Raw genomic sequence first — 4,104 nt, forward strand, 5'->3', positions numbered from 1 at the left:
AAATTCATGTAAGTCATTAATATCATTATTTATATCAAAGTAATATTTTCGGCTTTTTGTCTTGTTTTGAAGGATGTTTTTTTTGACCAAACCAGTCAAATATTGCTGCATGAAAACCGCGTTGAGAAATTTCATTTATGGCTAAAAAATATGTTTCTAAAGTATTTGCATCGTTTTCAAGAATAACAATTGTTCCCTTAGATTTTTTCACTTCAGGACATGTTATCGCAAAACGAATTTCGCGATCTATTGCTATTTTCAGGGTATTATAATGAATATTAGGAGGTGTCGATTCACGGTTTGTGGGATAAAGAGGTGTTTCCAATTGACATCCTTTACAAGTGTATTTTTGCAACTTAGCACAACATGAGATAATGAGAGAGCTTTGATATTTATGTAATGAAGAAGAAAGATTAAGAAAGGGGTATGTTGTTTTTTAGATAATCGTTTTTATCAATTTCAGGTACAAAAGAGTTGAAATAAGGGAAAATGATTACCAAATAATATAGTGAGGTCGCCATGATGGGGCCGCGGGTTCACAAGTAAGTTCGCCATTTGGGAGCTTTGTGAGTCAATTATAAACTATAGTCGCTCTAAAGGAGGGCAATATTATGCGTCAAGTAGATTTTTCACCATTTTATCGTTCCACAGTAGGTTTTGATCATCTTTTTAACTGGTTTGATTCTAGAACACAACCAGAGGAAATTTCTTCCTATCCCCCATATAATATCGAACGTTTAACCGAAGATTCTTATAGGATTTCTATGGCTGTTGCTGGTTTTTCGCAAGATGAAATTGACATTGAAACACATTGTAATCAGCTGATCGTTAAGGGAGATAGAAAGCCTGAAAAGGAGGATGAAGAACGAGAGTTTCTTTATCGAGGGATTGCTTCGCGTGCTTTTGAGCGGCGTTTTCACTTGGCTGATCATGTGAAGGTTATTGGGGCAGAGCTTGGAGATGGGCTTCTTCATATTCAGCTTAAAAGGGAAATGCCAGCTGAATTAAAACCCAAAAAAATAACCGTGCAAATGTCACCTTCCATTACAAAAAATGATAAGAGCAGCATTATCGCATAAAAAAATTTAGAAAATATGAGAATAAAATAATTATAAATATTTAAAAGAATAAAGTAACGCGAGGCAAAGGTCTCGCGTTTGCTGTGTATTTTTGTGAGAGCGAAGATGATTCTCATAAAGACGGTGTCTTTCAAATTAACGAAAAAATAACAATATTAAATGCACACTACTCTTACGTTGAAGAAAAAAACATATATGTGCAATTGAAATAAAAAAACTCTCAATAAGCTGATTTTATAGCGTTTAAAAAATGGTCGGAGCGGCGGGATTTGAACCCACGACCCCTTGACCCCCAGTCAAGTGCGCTACCAAGCTGCGCTACGCTCCGAGTCTGTGTGAAACGATTAAATGACTGTTTCTTTAAAGGCAAGAGAAAAAATAAACAGAACAAAATCTAAAATGCTCTCTTACATTGACACCTTTTGAAAGTGAAAAATTTTTTCTATCCATATACCGTTCCTCGTTTAGGGTAAGTAATGAATCTGTAAAGTTTTTTGTTATCATTAAATTTTGAGCTCTATAGTTAATAGACTTTATTCATTTAACTTCTTTTGCAGATTATGAAGAGGGAAGATTTATAATTTTAGGGGGATTTGAGAAGAAGAGGAGCATTAATTAAGTGCGAGAAGTGTGTTTTTTTATCTCATCGTTTATTAAAAATAAATATTTTTTAAAAGGTTATCATTGAATATATGGCATTGAAACGTTTTCTTTCTTTTAGAGTTTTTATAGCAGAGCTGTTTTGCGTTTTATGTGGGCAAAAAATTGTAAATTCTAGATTGTACAATGAAAAATCCCATTTTATGAGGATGTATTATAAAAAGATTAGGATGTTTTGATTTATGTTTTGTTGTTTTTTCTAAAGTATCAGATGGCATATGGTAGGACACAAACATTTAAAATATCTATTAAACTAAGAAAAGAGTAAACGATGAGTGGTTTTTCGGTCATAAGTCTAACACAAGCCGCTGTGAATCGCGTTAAAGCGATTATGGATGCAAAAGATGCACGAGGTATTCTTGTTGGGATCAAAAAAGGCGGTTGTGCAGGGATGGAATATACAATTACTCTCGTCAAAGAAGAGGGAATAGATGCAGATTCTGTTGAAGTAAATGGTGCTCGTGTTTTTATAGCGCATGATGCGGTGTTATTTTTATTAGGAACACAGATGGATTATGAAGTGACAACGCTTCGCTCTGGTTTTGTTTTTAAAAATCCTAATCAAGTTTCAGCATGTGGGTGTGGTGAGTCAGTAGAACTTCGTCCTGCTACCCAAGATCAATATAAAACGAATCAAGCTTCGTGAGATTATCCAAGCTTAGGGAAATTATCATTGAGTAATTCTAGGAGGTTTGTTCATTTTTAGCTCGCTTCCAAAGTGCTTCCATTTCATTCAAGGATGCATCAGTGAGTGTTTTAGATTGAGTGGATAGCTTTTCTTCAATATAGGCAAAACGATTTCGGAATTTTGTATTTGTTTTTTTTAATGCTTTTTGTGAATCAATTGCTAAGTGGTGCGCCATATTAAGGAGAACAAAGTAGACATCTCCAAACTCTGCTTCTATTTCTGATTTTTTTTATTTTTGATGGCTTCTTTGAGCTCTTCGAGTTCTTCTTCTATTTTGGCAAAAATTTTATCACTTTCTTGCCAATCAAAACCTACTTTCGCTGCTTCTTCTTGTAAAGCAAGGGCTTCTTGGTTTGCTGGCTGGATTGGTTTTATTTTTGTAAGAATGCTTGAATTGGTGTATTTCTTTTTGCAAAAACTCTTTTGTTTAGCCTGTTCTTCTTTTTTTATATATTCCCACTCTTCTTTTATAAATCCTCGTTTTTTTTGCTCGGCATTTCCAAAAACATGAGGATGGCGGCGAATCATTTTTGCCGTGATTGCGTAAATAACATCTTCAAAAGTAAAGCTGCCTTCTTCTTGTGCAATAGTTGCATGATAAACAACCTGTAAAAGAAGATCACCAAGTTCTTCACAGAGATCTTTTCGGCTTTTTCGTTCAATGGCATCGATGACTTCGTAAACTTCTTCGAGGATATAGGGTATGAGAGATTCAAAAGTTTGTTTTTTGTGCCAGAGACAACCATGATCAGGATTTCGTAATTCAGTGATAATTGCGGTGAGATCTTTGATATTTTTTGAGGCTAACATTTATATTTCCGCTGTAAGCAACAAAGTTTATGTTTAGATATCCCAACGTCTATGTAACCACGTCCATTGTCCAGGATATTCACGAACCCAAGTTTCAACAATATCATTTAATTTTTGCGTAGAAGCAGCTATATCAATATCATTTTTTTCATCACGTGGAAGTTCTACATGTTCATATAATTCTAAACGATGCCGTCCTCCAGGCAGACGAATACACCGTGCTGGATAAATATCACAGTTATATTGTCGCGCAAGCTTTATAATTAAGGGATTTGTTTTAAGGGGTTTGTTAAAAAATGTACCCATGATACCGCGGCGAAATTTTTGATCAACGAGCATACCAACATTTTCACCTTCTGCTAATTTTCCTGCTAATGCCCACGCTGCACCGGCTTTGGAGGGAACAAGATGTCCCATAGAAGTTTGTCGTGCTTTAAGGACTCGTTTGGCAACATAAGGATTATTGGGTGGTCTAAATAATACCGTAACATTCAGATCAAAACTTTGTGCGCAAATAGGCAGAAGTTCAAAATTTCCGGTATGTGCTGTGAAAAAAATATGTGGCTTTTTTTCATTCTTTAATCGTTCAAAGATCTCCACTCCTTTAACCTCAATAAAACCAGGTTCGTCCGCATGAGGATCAAAATCAAAAATTTTATCAAGATAAATATATTCGGCGAGCAAGCGTCCTATATTTTCCCACATCTCTATTGCAATCGCATGGCGTTCTTGTTCTGTTTTTTCTGGATATGCACTCCTAAGGTTTGCAAGTGTTATTCGATGACGATGGATAAGGGGACCAATTTTTTTTGCCAACCAGAAAAAAAAGAATTCCCATTTGGGCTGGAAAGCATTTTAAAATAAATA

2 protein-coding genes, 1 tRNA gene and 3 pseudogenes are annotated in these 4,104 nt (G+C 35.2%); 2 read left to right on the forward strand and 4 right to left on the reverse strand.

Features of this window, described 5'->3' with window-relative positions; genetic code table 11:
* Nucleotides 1-325 (reverse strand): annotated as a pseudogene (locus BN338_RS03680) (lysophospholipase); the annotation flags it as partial.
* A gap of 286 nt (nucleotides 326-611) precedes the next feature.
* On the opposite strand from BN338_RS03680, the gene BN338_RS03685 reads away from it, so the two are divergent.
* On the forward strand, nucleotides 612-1,079 hold the full coding sequence (locus tag BN338_RS03685) for an Hsp20 family protein (RefSeq protein WP_039759160.1): 468 nt from the start codon (nucleotides 612-614) through the stop codon (nucleotides 1,077-1,079).
* Nucleotides 1,080-1,330: 251 nt separating this feature from the next.
* Here the strand turns inward: BN338_RS03685 and BN338_RS03690 are convergent.
* Nucleotides 1,331-1,407, reverse strand: a tRNA-Pro gene (locus BN338_RS03690).
* A 603-nt stretch (nucleotides 1,408-2,010) separates the two neighbouring features.
* Between BN338_RS03690 and BN338_RS03695 the strand changes: the two genes are divergently transcribed.
* Nucleotides 2,011-2,385, forward strand: a complete 375-nt coding sequence (locus BN338_RS03695) for an iron-sulfur cluster assembly accessory protein (RefSeq protein WP_039759162.1) — start codon at nucleotides 2,011-2,013, stop codon at nucleotides 2,383-2,385.
* Between the two features lie 37 nt (nucleotides 2,386-2,422).
* Here BN338_RS03695 and mazG read toward each other — a convergent pair.
* Nucleotides 2,423-3,237 (reverse strand): annotated as a pseudogene (gene mazG, locus BN338_RS03700) (nucleoside triphosphate pyrophosphohydrolase).
* Nucleotides 3,238-3,270: 33 nt separating this feature from the next.
* Nucleotides 3,271-4,104 (reverse strand): annotated as a pseudogene (locus BN338_RS03705) (lipid A biosynthesis lauroyl acyltransferase); the annotation flags it as partial.

It is taken from the genome of Bartonella queenslandensis AUST/NH15, assembly GCF_000312585.1.
GTDB lineage: Bacteria > Pseudomonadota > Alphaproteobacteria > Rhizobiales > Rhizobiaceae > Bartonella > Bartonella queenslandensis_A.